This window comes from Herbaspirillum sp. Her2 (assembly GCF_057961375.1).
In genome coordinates, this window is the sequence record NZ_CM176331.1 from 3,425,942 (window position 1) to 3,440,681 (window position 14,740).

The window sequence follows — 14,740 nt, forward strand, 5'->3', positions numbered from 1 at the left end:
AAAAACTTAGTTTTTGAAGTCCGGTTTCTAAGTTTTCCGGAAAGAAAAACTTAGATTCAACGCCCGCGGTGATCCGGAGCGTCTCGCCAGTCGTAGTCCTCGTCGTCTTCCTCTTCATCCTCGGCCTGCAGGGCATCGGGATTGTCGGTGGACTGATAGGTCGCCAGCAGCTCGGCACGCGACTGCGGCGTTTCCAGCGAGATGCGGCCCAGTGCGCCGCTGCGGTAATCCTGCAGGAAGGTGTGCGCGGCCTTCTCGAAATCGTATTCGCCGCCCTTGAGGCGGAAGCCACGCTTGGCCGCCACGCCCTCCACCACGGCTACGCCGTCCATGCCTTCGGTATTGAAGCCATAACGCGCCTTGAGCAACTGCGGATAGCGCTGCAGCAGCAGGTCGGCCAGGAAGGTCGCCACTTCCTCTTCGATCAGCGCATTGCTGCCCACCGCATGGCTGGCCGCCAGCATCAGGCCATCGCTGGGATGCTCGATCTTGGGCCAGAGCATGCCGGGGGTATCGGTGAGCACCATGTTGTTGCCCAGGTAGAGACGCTGCTGGGTCTTGGTCACGGCCGGTTCATCGCCGACGGCGGCCACGCGCTTTTTCAGCAGCGCATTCATCAGGGTCGACTTGCCGACGTTGGGGATGCCCATGATCATCATGCGCAGCGGCTTCAGGGCAGTACCGCGATGCGGTGCCACCTGAATCGCCAGCTTGGGCACGCGCGCCACATCGGAGGGCTTCTTGCAGGAGAGGGCCACGGCGGTGACGCCCTTCTGGCTGTTGTAGTAGTCGATCCAGGCTTGGGTGGCCACCGGATCGGCCATGTCGGTCTTGTTGAGGATCTTCAGGCAAGGACGCTGGCGCGCATTGCGCAGCTGCTCGATCATGGGATTGCAGCTGGCCTGCGGCAGGCGGGCATCGACCACTTCGATGACCATATCGACTTTTTCCATGCTCTCCGCGGCCTTGCGGCGGGCGGAGTTCATGTGACCGGGGAACCATTGGATGGACATGCGGAGCTTCTTTCTGATGCGTATTTCGTTGAAGGCGCTATTTTACGGCCCTGCCCCGCCAATCCCTAACAAATCCCCAAGAAAACGGCCTGCCGCGCGCAAGTCGGGGCAGGCCGTTGGACGGGGAACAACACCCGCGCTCACGCGCGGCGCGTCACCCATTGCTCTTTGGCAACACCTACGAAGCGCCACACCAGCCACAGGGCGACGCCATAAGCCAGCGCCATCACGCCGAAGGCCAGCGGATTGCGCAGGTTCCAGCCCTCAATGCTATGCAGGATCGCGCCCATCAGGGCCACGCCGACCAGAGCACCGATCTGGCGATTGGCATTGAGCGCGGCCGCCGCACTGTTGGCGTGGGCCTTGCCGGCCACCTGCATGACCACCGTGGTCATGGAAGGAATGGCGGTACTGATGCCCAGGTTGGCCGCCGCGCACACCAGGGCCAGCAGCCAGTACGGCGTCTCGGGACGGAAACTCATGGCCACGGCGGTAAAGACGGTCCCCACCGACAGGCCCAGCAGCAGCGGCACGCGCGGCCCCCAGTGCGCGGCCATGCGGCCCGACATCAGGTTGCCGAAGAAGACCACGGCCATCATCGGTACCAGTTGCAGCCCGGTCTGCAGGGCATCCGCGCCGCGTCCCTGCTGCAGGAACAGCGCCAGGTAGAACAGGTTGCCATAGACGCCGAAGTTGATGAGGAAGCCAATGCCATTGGCCGCCGCAAACTGCGGCGTGGCAAACAGCGCCTTGGGCAGCAGCGGCGCAATGCCGCGCAGTTCATGGCGCACCAGCGCCACGGCGGCCAGCACCGCCACTGCCAGCGCCGCCAGGATGCGCGGAGAAGCCCAGCCATACACCGGCCCCTGGATTAGCACGAAGGAAATCCCGGCCAGCATCACCACCCCGGCCAGGTGGCTGAACAGATGCAGCGCACGGGCGTGTCCGGCAACTTGGGGAATGAGCTTGCGCGCCATCAGCAAACCCAGCAGGCCCACCGGCACGTTGATGAGGAACACGCTGCGCCAGCCCAGCCAGTGGATCAGCACCCCGCCCAGCAGCGGTCCGGCAGCAGCGGCCAGGCCGACGGTGGCCGACCAGACGCCCAGCATGCGGGCACGCACGCGGTCATCCTCATACACGTGCGTGAGCAGGCTCAGCGAACTGGGCATGAAGAAGGCCGCGCCCAAACCCTGCAGCAGGCGTGCCGCGATCAGGAAGGGCCCGTTGGGTGCAGCCCCGCACAGCAGCGAGGCCACTACGAACAGGAACAGCCCGGTCAGATAAAGCCGCCGCGCACCGAAGCGGTCGGCCAGTGCGCCGCCCACCAGCAGCATGGCGGCGAAGGTCAGCGTATAGCCATCGACGATCCACACCAGCATCGACAAGGGCGCATCCAGGCTGCTGGAGATATTGGACAGCCCGACGTTGACCACCGTCACATCCAGCATGGCCATGACGAAACCGATGGCCAAGGCCACCAGCGGCAGCATGCCGGCATGCGGGGCGACATCGGCAAGGGGAGGTGCCAGCACCGAGGCTGGCGCACGAGGGCATTGTATGGAAGACATGGCAACAGGACTTTCTGCACGCAGGGTGCGAGGGAGAACCGCAATCCCGCGACCGGAGAAGACCGGGGCGGGTTGAATGGGGCAGATTCTAGGCTCGGGCAGTGATGCAATAAAGAGGTATAAAATCAGCGCGCTGATGCAAATTTGCATCACGTCTTCACTGAATCCCCTCTTGCAGCAAAGGCACATCATGGATTGGGACAACGCCCGCATCTTCCTGGCCATCTATCGCGTAGGCACCTTGCGCGGGGCCGCCGAACATCTGGAGATCGACCAGGCCACCGCAGGCCGCCGCCTGGCCGCACTGGAAAGCTCGCTGGGTGCGCGCCTGTTCCTGCGCACGCCCAGTGGCTATGTGCCGACCCCGGCGGGCGAGATGGCGGCAGCTGCCGCTACGCAGATGGAGCAAGGCGCGGAACAGCTGCAACGCCAGATGCAGGGCATGGATGAACGCCTGTGCGGCGTGGTACGGCTGGCGGCCACCGACATTACGGCGCGCCATTTTCTGTTACCGGCCTTGCACCGGCTGCACCAGGAGCATCCGAAAATCCGCGTGGTGCTCTCGACCTCCACCCAGCTCACCAACCTCACCAAGCGCGAGGCCGACATCGCCGTGCGTACCGTGCGCCCGGATGCGCCGGACCTGATCGCGCGCCATCTGAAACGGCTGCATACCGGCATGTATGCCTCGAAAGCCTATGTGAAAAAGCGCGGCCTGCCCGATCCCGGCACCGGCCTGAAGGGACATGACGTGGTGATCTATCCGCGCAGCGTCTCGCCCAGCAAGTCCGAGCAGATCTGCGGCGAATCCATCGCCCACGCCAACGTGGCCATGGAAGTGAGTACCGGGCTGGTCATGGTCGACAGCCTGCAGGCGGGTTTCGGCATCGGCGAACTGCCCACGCATGTGGGCGACAAGGCCAGCGGCCTGGTGCGCATCTGGCCGCAGCGGGCCGTGCCTTACGACATGTGGCTGGTACTGCACAGCGACCTGAACCGCACGGCACGGGTGCGGGCGGTGGCCGATGCGATCATTGCGGCCTATGAGGCCCATAAGACCTATGAGGCCCATGAGGCAAATGCGCCTGCAGAGGTTTGATGAAGCATGCAGCGGGCGGCGGACAGACTGCCCCCTGTGCATAAAAAGCAAGGCGCGACAAAAACCTTAGTTTTTATCGCGCCATTTCTTAAAAACGCCTGTGGAAAATCTAACTTTCATTCCAGGTCGGCCAGCACCTTCAAGTGAGCCACCACACTGCGCCCCAGCGCAGAGAGGTTGTAGCCGCCCTCCAGGCAACTGACGATGCGGCCCTTGGCGTACTGGTCGGCGATCTTCATGATCTGCCGCGTCATCCAGGCGTAATCGGCTTCCACCAGGCCCATCTGGCCCATGTCATCCTCGCGGTGGGCATCGAAACCGGCCGAGATGAAGATCATCTGCGGCTGGTGCGCATGCAGCGCCGGCAGCCATTTCTCGGTCACCAGCTGGCGCACCGCGCTGCCATCGGAATAGGCCGGCACCGGCACGTTGACGATGTGCGATTCGGTCGCCCCGTCACCCGAGAAGGGATAGAAGGGGTGCTGGAAGAAACTCACCATCAGCACCCGGGGATCATGGGCAAAGATGTCTTCGGTGCCATTGCCGTGATGCACGTCGAAATCGATCACCGCCACCCGTTCCAGCCCGTGCACGTCGATGGCATGGCGCGCCGCCACCGCCACGTTGTTGAACAGGCAGAAGCCCATGGCCTTGGCGGGCGTGGCGTGATGGCCCGGCGGACGCACCGCGCAGAAGGCATTGTCCAGTTCGCCGGCCAGCACCGCATCGGTCGCGGCCACCGCCGCGCCGGCCGCGCGCAGGGCGGCTTTCCAGCTGTGCTTGTTGAGCAGGGTGTCGCCATCGACGGAGTGATACGACTGCCCCGACAGGCTCAGGGCATGGCTGTGCTCGCGCACGTAATCAACGGCGGCGGCAGTATGCACACGCTCCAGTTCGGCCGGATCGGCCAGCGGGGCTTCGCGGCGGTCGAGGAACTGATCGATGCGGCTCAGGATCAGCTGGTCTTCGATCGCCTCGAGACGAGCGGGCGTCTCAGGGTGCCAGTCACCCATTTCATGGCGCTGGCAATCGGCGTGCGTATAGATGGCGGTAGTCATTCTTGCTCTTGTTGCAATCTCGTTGCGATCTTGTTGCGATGATATTGCCACCCGGCAAACACCAGGCTGGCCGGGTTGTCTCCTCGGACTAGTGTACATTGGCTGTCGCCTATCGTGGTCAAAGCCGCGTCGGCATCATGCACCAGCGCAGGGCGCGGCGGCCGATGCGGTATACTTGCCCGCTTGTCTGGCCTCCCCTGCTGCTCATCCTGCTCATGCCCATCTCCCTGCCTCGCCTGACCGCCCTCGCCGCCACCCTGCTGATCTCCACACTGTGTGCCTTGCCGATGACCGTGCAGGCGCAGGACGGCAAGCCTGTGGAAAAGAAAACCCAGAAAAAGGCGGTGGACAACAAAGACAAGAAGGCAGCCGAGAAGAAAGCCAAGCCGCAGGCCAGGAAGAAGGTGGCCGCTGACGACCAGGGCGAGTTCGTCAACTTCAACGAGTGGAAGGACGTCGCCCGCTTCATGGATGAGATGGCCGAACGCAACCAGTTCCAGCGCAGCGATCTGAACGCCCTCTTCGCCCGGACCCGCTACGTGGACAGCGCCATCCAGCTCATCAAGCCGGCCCCCAGCACCAAGCCCAAGAACTGGGCGGCCTACCGCGCGCGCTTCGTGGAACCGGTGCGCATCAATGCGGGGGTCGATTTCTGGAACAGCTATGGCGTCGCGCTGGCCCGCGCCGAGGCGCAATACGGCGTGCCCATGGAAATCATCGTCGGCATCATCGGCGTGGAAACCGTCTACGGCCGCAACACCGGCAACTTCCGCGTGATGGATGTGCTGACCACGCTGGCCTTCGATTACCCCAACACCCCCAACCGTGATGCGCGCATGGCCTTCTTCCGGGGCGAACTGGAAAACACCCTGCTGCTGGCGCGCGAGGCCGGCATCGATCCGATGTCCTTGCGCGGCTCCTATGCCGGGGCCATCGGCTGGCCGCAGTTCATGCCGGGCAGCATCCGCGAATACGCGGTGGACTTCGATGGCGATGGCAAGATCGACCTGCGCAATTCGCCGGTGGACGCCATTGGCAGCGTGGCCCACTACCTGGCCGTGCACGGCTGGCAGCGCGGCGAACCGGTGGCCTTCCCGGTCACGGTCTCGAATGACAACCGCCAGTGGGAAGCCATGCTCAACCAGGGCCTGGAAGCCAAGTACACCGTCGAGGAACTGCAAGCGGCCGGCATCTCCACGTCCTCCCTGCCGGCCGGCCTGCGTTATGGCCTGGTCGACCTGCAGAACGGCACCGGCCCGACCGAGTACTGGGTGGCCACCAACAACTTCTACGCCATCACGCAGTACAATCGCAGCTACTTCTATGCGATGTCGGTGGCCGATCTTGGCCGTGCGGTCGCGGCGGCACGCAACCGCTGACCTGCCGTCTCGCCCACCCGGATTCACCCTTGATGGCACTGTTGATGAGGGAGCGCTCACTGCGTGCTCCTGCTCCTTTCTTTCCACGATAGAACCACGATGAAACGCATTGCACCCCTGGCCTCCACGCTCATGCTGACGCTGGCCGGCACCTCGCTCGGCCTGCCGGCCATCGCCCGTGCGGCTGACGCCGCCGACGACAAGGGCGAGTCCCTGCCCACGGTCAACGTCACCGCCAGCGGTACCGGCCGCGACGCAGGCCGCGTGCGCTCGGCGGGCGTGGCCGGTTTCGACGATGCGCCCCTGATCGATACGCCGGCCTCGGTGGCGGTGGTCACTGCCGCGCAGATGCAGGACCAGCAATCGCGCCTGCTCTCGGATGTGGTCAAGAATGATGCATCCATCAACGAGAACTATGCGCCGGTCGGTTACTACGAAAACTTCAGCATCCGCGGCATCACGCTGGACCCGGCCAGCGCCTATCGCATCGACGGACTCACCGTGGCCGGCGAGCAGACCATCGCGCTGGAAAACAAGGAGCGCGTCGAATTCCTCAAGGGGGTAGCCGGCCTGCAGGCCGGTGTGAGCAGCGCGGGCGGCATCGTCAACTACGTGACCAAGCGTCCGGCCGATGTGCGTTCGATCACGCTGGGGACCGACTCCTATGGATCGCGCTACCTGGCCACCGACCTGGGCACGCTCTTCGGTGAACAGAAACAGTTCGGCCTGCGCATCAATGCCGCGCATGAAGACATCCACTCCTACGTCAACAATGGCGATGGCTGGCGTGACTTCGCTTCGCTCTCGGCAAGCTGGGCGCTGTCGTCGAAGACGCTGGTGCAGTTCGATGCCGAATACCAGCAGAAGGCCCAGCACTCGGTGGCCGGGTACCAGCTGCTGGGCGGCACCACGCTGCCCTCAGGCGTCTCGCCCAGGACCATGCTGACGCCCCAATCGTGGGCGCAGCCGGTGCGTGACAGCTCGCTCAACTATCGCCTGCGGGTGGATACCGATTTCAATGCCAACTGGCATGGTTACGTGCAGGCAGGCCGCAGCCGGGCGGTCATCGATGACTACCTGGCCTTCCCTTATGGCAGCGGTGGCGGAGCGTCTTCGACCTTTGCGGCCAATGGCGACTTCGATGTGTATGACTATCGCGTGCCCAATGACGAACGCCGCAACGATGAAGCGCAGGCGGTCATGATCGGCAAGTTCGCGACCGGCTGGCTCAAGCATGAGCTGACCATGGGCGTGGCCATGTCGCGCCGGGTGGTGGATAAATCGGATGGCATCAGCGTGCTGGTCGGCAGTGGCAACATTTACAGTGGAACGCCTGCACTGGCACCGGCCACCGATGTGCCCGGCGCGGCGTATCGCAATCTGGACAGCCGCCAGAAAGCCCTGTTCTTCAGCGACCGCCTGCAATTCTCCGAGCGCTGGCAAGCCATTGCCGGGGGCCGACAGGTGTGGCTCAACGAGCAGGCCTTCGCTTCGGACGGCAGTGTCACCCGTGCGACTTCGCGCAACCTGTTCCTGCCGCAACTGGCGCTGATCTTCAAGCCGATGCAGAACGTCTCGCTCTACGGCAGCTATGCCGAGACGCTGACGCTGGGCACATCCGCGCCCTTCTGGGGCAGCAACTTCCCGACCACCTTGCCGCCCTCCGTGGCACGTCAACTGGAAGCCGGCGTGAAATATGACGTCTCGCCGGACCTGGCGCTGACCGCTGCCGTGTTCCGCATTCGCAAGGCCTACGAGTATCAGCAGCCGGACAACAGCAGCAGTGGCTTCACCTATGTCCAGCAAGGCCAGCAAACCAACACCGGCCTCGAACTCGGTGCCAGCGGCAAGCTCACCCCGCGCCTGGCCGTCGGTGCCAGCGTGACGGCCACCCGCGCGCGCGCCAGCGATACCGGCACCGCCGCCTACGATGGCCAGCAAGTGGTCAACGTGCCGCGCCTGCGCAGCAGCGTCCATGCCGACTATGCCCTGCCGGGCGTGGAAGGCGTGAACCTGATGGGCAGCTGGCTCTACAGCGCCAGCAAGCCGGCTACCCGCGACGGCAGCGTGAGCCTGCCGGCGGTGCATGTGTTCAATGCCGGCCTGCGCTACAAGCTGCGTATCAGCGGCCACACTGCCACCCTGCGCGCCAACCTCGACAACGTCTTCGACAAACGTTACTGGAAGGATGCCGGCCAGTACCTGGGCGACGGCTACGTGCACCTCGGCGCGCCGCGTACCGCGCGGCTGTCGCTGCAATATGATTTCTGATCTGCCGCCCTGCTGAGTCACCATGGACGCCGCTTCCCATCATCTCACCCGCGTCATCAGCCACGGCATGGGCGTGGAGCCGGTCATCTCCGACTGGCCCGCGCTGACCTCGGCCGAGGTGGCACGCGTGCTGCGCCACTATCCCGACGTGGGCCAGCCACTGCGACTGGAGTGGCACAGCCCGCGCCCGTTCTCGGCGGCCTGCGTGATGCAGACCGAGAGCGGGCCCATCATCGTCAAGCGCCATCATGCGCGCGTGCGCGATGTGGCGGCGCTGGCCGAGGAACATCGTTTCGTCGCCCACCTGCAGGCGCGCGGGCTGCCGGTCAGCAGCGCGCTGGCCACCCTTGAGGGCGCGACGGCACTGGCCGACGAGTACTGGACCTATGAGGTCTTCCCGCTGGCACCGGGCGTGGATCTGTATCGGGAAGCGATGTCATGGACGCCCTTCACCAGTTGCACCCATGCCCGCTCAGCGGGACAGATGCTGGCCCGCCTGCACCTGGCCTCGGCCGGTTACGATGCGCCGGCACGCCCGGCGCGCCCGCTGGTGTCGAGCTTCACCATCTTCTCGCAGGAAGATCCGGTCCGTCCGCTGCAGCATTACATCGAGCAGCGCCCGGCCATTGCCGACTATCTGGAAAACCGTCCGTGGCGCGGCGAAGTGGCGCAGCACCTGCTGCCCTGGCATGCCGCGCTCAAGCCCTATCTGGATGAATTCGTCCCGCTGTGGACGCACAATGACTGGCACGCTTCCAACCTGCTGTGGAGCGATGCCACGCCTGAAGCGCAGGTGCAGACCGTGCTCGATTTCGGTTTGTGTGACCGCACCTGCGCCCTGCACGACCTGGCCACGGCGATCGAGCGCAACATCGTCGAGTGGCTGGCCATTCCGCAACGTGCAGTGCAGTTGGTCCACCTCGACCTGCTGGATGCGATGCTCGATGGCTATGCCGCTACGCTGCCTCTGACGGCACGCCAGATGCGCGCCCTGGCGGCATTGCTGCCGCTGGTGCATGCCGAGTTCGCACTGGCCGAGCTGGATTATTTCCACGGCGTCACGCAGTCGCCGCAGAATGCCTCGCTGGCTTATGACACCTACTTCCTCGGCCATGCCGACTGGTTCCACTCCGAAGAAGGGCAGCGGCTGCTGGGGCATCTGGAACGACGCGCGCAGGCGCTGGAAAAAAACTAAGTTTTTGCTTGCTTCAGATTAAAAAAACGCGTCCGGAAAACTAAGTTTTCGGACGCGTTTTTTGTCTGCCGTGACTGCCGTGCTACTTGCTGACCCGTTGCATCAGGCAAGGTATCAGGCAAAGTCCTTCACCGTTTCCGGCTCGATCAACACCATGTTCTCATTGGCACCGAGCCAGATCTGTCCATCCTGGATCGTGCATTGCAGCTGCATGGTGCGCTGGGCCAGCGCCGCCAGGGCCTGGCTGGCTTCGGCGGGAATATTGATGACCTTGAGGTTCTTGGCGCGGTCGACGCGGCTGCCGGTCTGGCCCCACCAGATGTGCGAGGTGCTGCTGTAGCTGTAGACCAGCACCTTGTCGGCACGGCCACAGGCCTTGAGGATGGCGCGGTCGTCCGGCTGGCCGACTTCCACCCACACTTCGATGGCACCGGTCAGGTCCTTCTGCCACAGGTCCGGCTCGTCGGTATCGGACAAGCCCTTGCCGAAGGCCAGCGCCTCGCTAGCATTGAGGGCGAAGGCCAGCACGCGGATCATCATGCGCTCGTCGGTCTCGGAGGGATGGCGGGCGATGGTCAGTGCGTGCTGCTGGTAATAGTGCCGATCCATATCGGAAATCTGCAGGTCGGCCTTGAAGATGGTGGATTTGAGCGCCATGGGAATCTGTTCGTGCAAGGGAAAGGCGGCCCGGCGTGGCGGGCTGCCGTCAAAGGTTGGCAAGCATAGCCGATCTGGCGCGGCTGTGGGCGTTTGTGATGGGACAGATCAAGCCGGTGGCCTGTCACCGTGGCTGCCCCCGCCATGGCCGTGCGACAATGCCTGTATGAGCACTTCTTCACCTTCCCTTGCCCCTTCCCCGACAACTCCGAGCGACGACGCTGTCGTGGCGCTGACACGCGCCTGGCTGGAACAGGCCGTGATCGGCCTGAATCTCTGTCCATTTGCCAAGTCCGTGCATGTGAAGAATCAGGTCAGATACCACGTCAGCCGGCAGCAGGATTGGAATGATCTTTCTGTCGAGCTGGAACAAGAACTGAGCTTTCTGGCAAAAGCCGACCCGGAGCAGGTCGACACCACCCTCTTCATCCTGCCGCTCGCATTAGCCGATTTTCACGAGTACAACGATTTCCTGGACTGGGCCGATCGCCTGCTGGAAAGAATGGAGCTGGACGGGGAATTGCAGATCGCCAGCTTCCATCCGGATTACCAGTTTGCCGACGCGGGACCGGACGATATCGAGAACTACAGCAATCGCTCGCCTTTTCCCATCCTCCATCTGTTGCGAGAAAGCAGCATCGACCGGGCGGTGGCAGCCTACCCCGACGCGGCCGCCATCTTTGAGAAAAACATGGCTACCTTGCGCAATCTGGGGCTAAGTGGCTGGAATATGCTTCCATTTGTCGTATCAAAAGAACAACAATAGCAACTGCGCAAAAAATCCTGTTAATATCTGTTACAAATTCGAAAATGAGTTTCTGCAACTATTGTGGAATAGAATTTTCTGACTGCATGAAAAATGTGCAATTATTTCTATATAGACATAGAATTATTGTTGTGCTGCTGCTTCAGGCGCACTAGGTCAGAGAACAGAGAACTTGAACCGTGTTGTTTTGAAGCCGTTCTTTGATAGGGCTTTCGATATCTTGCAGAAAGAGGCAACGCCTTCTCGGATAACGTCAGTCGCGTTTTGCAGTTTTACAAACAATTAATGCATAGGCGCAATGCCTTCCACAAACATCTGCATAATGGAACGTCCCGATCATGAATACCCACGATACTGCTGAATCCAACTCGATCACCGATCACGTCAACTACGATCCCAACCATCTGCTCGATGCGCTGATCGAAAAGCTGCATCTGAAGAATGATGCCGCTCTGTCGCGCGCGCTGGAAGTGGCACCGCCGGTGATCAGCAAGATCCGTCACCGTCGCCTGCCGGTGGGCGCATCGCTGCTGATCCGCATGCACGAGGTGAGCGAACTGTCGATCCGCGAACTGCGCGAACTGATGGGCGACCGCCGTGAAAAATTCCGCATCAGCGACAAGCAGTTCAAGCCGAAGCCAGGCGCAGCGCCCGGCGCACCGGCACCGACTGGCGGCACCCCCGAGTAATCCGCTTCTGTCCGGCAGCATTGCTCCTGCGGTGCTGTTGCTGAGGCAGAGCTTCAGGAAAAACTTAGTTTCCGTACGGAAAAAACTAAGTTTTCTTTGCCCCCGACCATATAAAAAAACGGAGCCATCGGCTCCGTTTTTCATTGCATCCTGTTGTGCGCATCGTGCGCATCGTGCGCGTCCGCTGCTGCGGACCACGCACTGCCTTCACCGCCTCAAGCCGGGAACACCCCAGTCGACAGATAACGATCCCCGCGATCGCACACGATAAAGACGATGGTCGCATTCTCCAGCTGATGCGACAGGCGCACCGCAACTTCACAGGCCCCGGCTGCGGAGATGCCGCAGAACAGGCCTTCCGTCACGGCCAGCTTGCGCGCCATGTTCTCGGCATCGGCCTGGCTGACGGATTCCACCTGGTCCACGCGGGAACGGTCAAAGATCTTGGGCAGGTAGGCTTCCGGCCACTTGCGGATGCCGGGAATGGACGAGCCCTCTTCCGGCTGCGCGCCCACGATCTGCACCTGGGCATTCTGTTCCTTGAGGTACTGCGACACGCCCATGATGGTGCCGGTGGTGCCCATGGCGCTGACGAAGTGGGTGATGCTGCCCTTGGTGTCGCGCCAGATTTCCGGACCGGTGGTCTCATAGTGCGCCAGCGGATTGTCGGCATTGGCGAACTGGTCGAGGATCAGGCCTTCGCCGTTCTTCTGCATCTGCTCGGCCAGGTCGCGAGCGTATTCCATGCCGCCGCTCTTGGGTGTCAGCACGATCTTCGCCCCATAGGCGGCCATGCTCTGGCGACGTTCTTCGGAAAGATTTTCCGGCATCAGCAACACCATCTTGTAGCCGCGCATGGCCGCCACCATCGCCAGGGCGATGCCGGTATTGCCGCTGGTGGCTTCGATGAGGGTATCGCCGGGCTTGATCTGGCCGCGCGCTTCGGCGCGGGTGATCATCGAGTAGGCGGCACGGTCCTTGACCGAACCGGCAGGATTGTTGCCTTCGAGCTTGCCGAGGATGAGGTTGTTGCGGCACTTGGCTTCTTCGCCGCCGATGCGCGGCAGCTGGATCAGCGGAGTATTGCCGATGGTGGATTCGATGGTCGGATAAGACATCTGCTTGGCTTCCTTGCGCAGCCGTGCGCAGGCACGGGGCGATCTTTGGTCGAAAGGGGCATTCTAATATGACTCCACCGCATGTGCCGGCGGCGCGGCCTAACAAGATGCTTATAAGGATATAGCCAAATCATTTAAAGGAATGTTGCCCTGCCTGCCCATCGACGATGCCCTACACTGTAGTGAACGGTAGTGAACACGTCCCATCACAACTCCAACAGGGCGTACTCATCGGCAAGCGGCTGCGCAACCATGGAGACGACATGCACACCCATGACATCACCAACCAGGTCCCCGACCTGTGCGACTACAACCTCTACCGCAGTGACCTCGCCCTGAGCGAAGCGGTGCAGCGCGAAGGCGCACACTGGCACGACTGCACCCTGGCCAGCCAGGGCGAGCTGCTGGGCCGGGCCGAGATGCGTGAACTGGCCACGCTGGCCAACACGCAGCCGCCGGTGCTGCACACGCATGACCGCACCGGCCATCGTATCGACGTGGTGGAATTCCACCCGGCCTGGCATACGCTGCTGGAACAGCTGCGCCGCGCCGGCCTGCATGCGCTGCCGTGGATGCAGCCGGGCGATGGTGCCCACGCCGCCCGCGCCGCCGGCTACTTCCTGCATGCGCAGATCGAAGCCGGTTCGCTCTGCCCGACCACCATGACCTTCGCCGCCATCCCGGTGCTGCAGCAGGAACCGGCGCTGTTCGAACAATTGCGCAGCCGCCTCTTCTCGCGCGAGCACGACGGGCGCGACCTGCCGATCACGCAGAAGCGCTCCATCCTGATCGGCATGGGCATGACCGAAAAACAGGGGGGGTCCGACGTGCGCAGCAATGCCTCCATCGCCATGTCGGCCGATCCGCTGGAAGACGGGCGCGGCAAGGCTTACCTGCTCTCCGGTCACAAGTGGTTCTTCTCGGCACCGATGTGCGATGCGCACCTGATGCTGGCGCGCACCGAGAACGGCCTGTCCTGTTTCTTCGTGCCGCGCTGGCTGCCGGATGGCACGCGCAATCCCATCCTGATACAGCGCCTCAAGGACAAGCTCGGCAATCGCTCCAACAGCAGCAGCGAAGTGGAATTCGAGGAAGCCATGGGCATCATGGTCGGCGAGGATGGGCGCGGCATTCCGACCATCATCGAGATGGCCAACCACACGCGCCTGGATTGCATCATCGGCAGTGCCGCGCTGATGCGGCAGGCCCTGGTGCAGGCCATCCACCATGCTCGCCACCGCAGTGCCTTCGGCCGCCGGCTGGCCGAACAGCCCATCATGCGCGCCGTGCTGGCCGACCTGGCCCTGGAGAGCGAGGCCGCCACCCTGCTGATGCTGCGCGTGGCGCATGCCTTCGATGCGCCCGATGATCCCTTGCAACGCGCGTGGAAGCGCATCGTCACGCCCGCCGCCAAGTTCTGGATCTGCAAGCGCGCGCTGGAATTCACCGGTGAATGCATGGAAGTCTGGGGCGGCAACGGCTATGTGGAAACCGGTCCGATGGCGCGGCTCTATCGCGAAGCGCCGGTCAATTCGATCTGGGAAGGCTCGGGCAATGTGATGTGCCTGGACGTCCTGCGTGCCATCAGCCGCGAGACCGAAGGCTTCGCGCAACTGCTGATGGCACTGGACGATGCGGCCAGCACCCATCCTGCGCTGGCACAGCGGGTGCGCTCACTCAAGCAGATGCTGTCGGCAGCGGAGGAGGAACGGGAAGCCTGTGCGCGGCGTCTGGTACAGCAACTGGTGCTGGCCCTGCAGGGCATGCTGATGGCGCGCCATGCCCCGGGCGGATCGGCCGATGCCTTCCTGGCCAGCCGCGCCGACGGCGATGGCGGACGTGTCTACGGTACCCTCGGCGGCACCAGCCTGGCGGCGCAGGACGCCATCCTGCAGCGCGCCTGGCCCGATGCATGAGGCGACTG

At 63.1% G+C, this 14,740-nt stretch carries 12 protein-coding genes; 7 read left to right on the plus strand and 5 right to left on the minus strand.

The features are described 5' to 3' along the window. Window positions 1–56 precede the first annotated feature (56 nt). Entirely contained in the window at window positions 57–1,013 is a 957-nt protein-coding gene (gene ylqF, locus ACWHXP_RS15510; protein WP_084320348.1) for a ribosome biogenesis GTPase YlqF, read from the minus strand. 140 nt (window positions 1,014–1,153) lie between these two features. Further along, a complete protein-coding gene (locus ACWHXP_RS15515) occupies window positions 1,154–2,584 on the minus strand; it encodes an MFS transporter (RefSeq protein ID WP_489635619.1) in 1,431 nt (476 codons plus the stop codon). 190 nt (window positions 2,585–2,774) lie between these two features. Here ACWHXP_RS15515 and ACWHXP_RS15520 point away from each other — a divergent pair, with 190 nt between their 5' ends. Then, window positions 2,775–3,683, plus strand: a complete 909-nt coding sequence (locus tag ACWHXP_RS15520; protein WP_489635618.1) for a LysR family transcriptional regulator — start codon at window positions 2,775–2,777, stop codon at window positions 3,681–3,683. Window positions 3,684–3,799: 116 nt separating this feature from the next. Here the strand turns inward: ACWHXP_RS15520 and ACWHXP_RS15525 are convergent, their stop codons facing one another. Beyond that, window positions 3,800–4,741, minus strand: a complete 942-nt coding sequence (locus ACWHXP_RS15525; protein WP_489635617.1) for a histone deacetylase family protein — start codon at window positions 4,739–4,741, stop codon at window positions 3,800–3,802. Window positions 4,742–4,956: 215 nt separating this feature from the next. On the opposite strand from ACWHXP_RS15525, the gene mltB reads away from it, so the two are divergent. The 3 genes from mltB to ACWHXP_RS15540 all read left to right on the plus strand — a co-directional run bounded on the left by mltB (window position 4,957) and on the right by ACWHXP_RS15540 (window position 9,586). Further along, complete coding sequence (mltB, locus tag ACWHXP_RS15530) at window positions 4,957–6,120, plus strand: lytic murein transglycosylase B (protein WP_489635616.1); 1,164 nt, start codon at window positions 4,957–4,959, stop codon at window positions 6,118–6,120. A gap of 99 nt (window positions 6,121–6,219) precedes the next feature. Beyond that, a complete protein-coding gene (locus tag ACWHXP_RS15535; RefSeq protein ID WP_489635615.1) occupies window positions 6,220–8,391 on the plus strand; it encodes a TonB-dependent siderophore receptor in 2,172 nt (723 codons plus the stop codon). Window positions 8,392–8,413: 22 nt separating this feature from the next. Beyond that, the gene (locus tag ACWHXP_RS15540; protein WP_489635614.1) at window positions 8,414–9,586 is read left to right on the plus strand and encodes a phosphotransferase enzyme family protein; all 1,173 of its coding nucleotides are present in this window, start codon (window positions 8,414–8,416) and stop codon (window positions 9,584–9,586) included. A gap of 114 nt (window positions 9,587–9,700) precedes the next feature. Here the strand turns inward: ACWHXP_RS15540 and ACWHXP_RS15545 are convergent, their stop codons facing one another. Beyond that, on the minus strand, window positions 9,701–10,243 hold the full coding sequence (locus ACWHXP_RS15545; protein WP_034333929.1) for a YaeQ family protein: 543 nt from the start codon (window positions 10,241–10,243) through the stop codon (window positions 9,701–9,703). A gap of 166 nt (window positions 10,244–10,409) precedes the next feature. Here ACWHXP_RS15545 and ACWHXP_RS15550 point away from each other — a divergent pair, with 166 nt between their 5' ends. Both ACWHXP_RS15550 and ACWHXP_RS15555 read left to right on the plus strand, forming a co-directional pair. Further along, the gene (locus tag ACWHXP_RS15550) at window positions 10,410–11,009 is read left to right on the plus strand and encodes a DUF1415 domain-containing protein (protein WP_051156686.1); all 600 of its coding nucleotides are present in this window, start codon (window positions 10,410–10,412) and stop codon (window positions 11,007–11,009) included. A gap of 338 nt (window positions 11,010–11,347) precedes the next feature. Beyond that, a complete protein-coding gene (locus ACWHXP_RS15555) occupies window positions 11,348–11,698 on the plus strand; it encodes a hypothetical protein (protein WP_088754773.1) in 351 nt (116 codons plus the stop codon). 215 nt (window positions 11,699–11,913) lie between these two features. Here ACWHXP_RS15555 and cysM read toward each other — a convergent pair whose 3' ends face one another. Next, entirely contained in the window at window positions 11,914–12,816 is a 903-nt protein-coding gene (cysM, locus tag ACWHXP_RS15560; protein WP_489635613.1) for a cysteine synthase CysM, read from the minus strand. 263 nt (window positions 12,817–13,079) lie between these two features. Between cysM and ACWHXP_RS15565 the strand changes: the two genes are divergently transcribed. After that, window positions 13,080–14,732: an isovaleryl-CoA dehydrogenase gene (locus ACWHXP_RS15565; protein WP_489635612.1), complete on the plus strand. Its 1,653-nt coding sequence runs from the start codon at window positions 13,080–13,082 to the stop codon at window positions 14,730–14,732. The last annotated feature ends 8 nt before the right edge of the window (window positions 14,733–14,740 follow it).